Source organism: Kamptonema formosum PCC 6407, from assembly GCF_000332155.1.
Classification (GTDB): Bacteria; Cyanobacteriota; Cyanobacteriia; order Cyanobacteriales; family Microcoleaceae; genus Kamptonema; species Kamptonema formosum.
Genome location: NZ_KB235907.1, coordinates 4,368 through 5,018, shown reverse-complemented (window position 1 = coordinate 5,018; position 651 = coordinate 4,368). Strand labels below are relative to the sequence as shown.

Sequence of the window (651 nt, the reverse complement as noted above, 5' to 3'; positions counted from 1 at the left end):
CTGGGCGATCGCGCTTATTCTAAATTCCCTGCTTTCTTAACAGCTTGTTTCAAGGCTTCAAAGGTAATATTACCCTCTTCATCTCGAGACGTCGCTAGCGGTTCCGCAGGGCTAGTACCTGTTTCTGCTAAAATGACTGCATTTAACCCAGGACTTAAAAAAAGCTCATTACTCGATACTTTGCCATCTTGATCGCGATCCAAGGCATTAAAAAGAGATTGAAGCTCTTGCTCAGTTGCCATAAGTTTCTATTTGAATTAGTTTTTTCAATTCAATATCCCATAATGTTGAAAAAGATGCAAGGAAAGTTACCTTTTACCCTGGCAGATACAAGCTGTAACTCGTGTCATTTATAGCAAGCTGTACTTTCACACTTGAGCAAGCCGAACTAATTGAAAAGCTGTTAAGGCTGCTTTTTTAATTGCCGCTTTGTGATAGCCATTCAGCTATTTCATATTAATGTATCGGAACAAAGGCGATAGCCGTTTTCTAGGAAGAGTTGCAGTTCAGTTTGTTTGGTTTTATTGAAGGCAGTGCTACCGCACTTTTGTACAAAAAAGACGACTGGAAGAGTAATTTTTTCGGGTCTGCCAGAATGTTCATGCAGAGCGATCGTTCGCTATCTTCATCTGCTCTGTTGCCTCGCTGATT

The 651-nt window shown here is 40.7% G+C and carries 1 protein-coding gene; it reads right to left on the bottom strand.

Features of this window, described 5'->3' with window-relative positions; translation table 11 throughout:
* Positions 1-14: 14 nt before the first annotated feature.
* A complete protein-coding gene (locus OSCIL6407_RS0128875) occupies positions 15-242 on the bottom strand; it encodes an EF-hand domain-containing protein (RefSeq protein WP_019488014.1) in 228 nt (75 codons plus the stop codon).
* Positions 243-651: the final 409 nt, after the last annotated feature.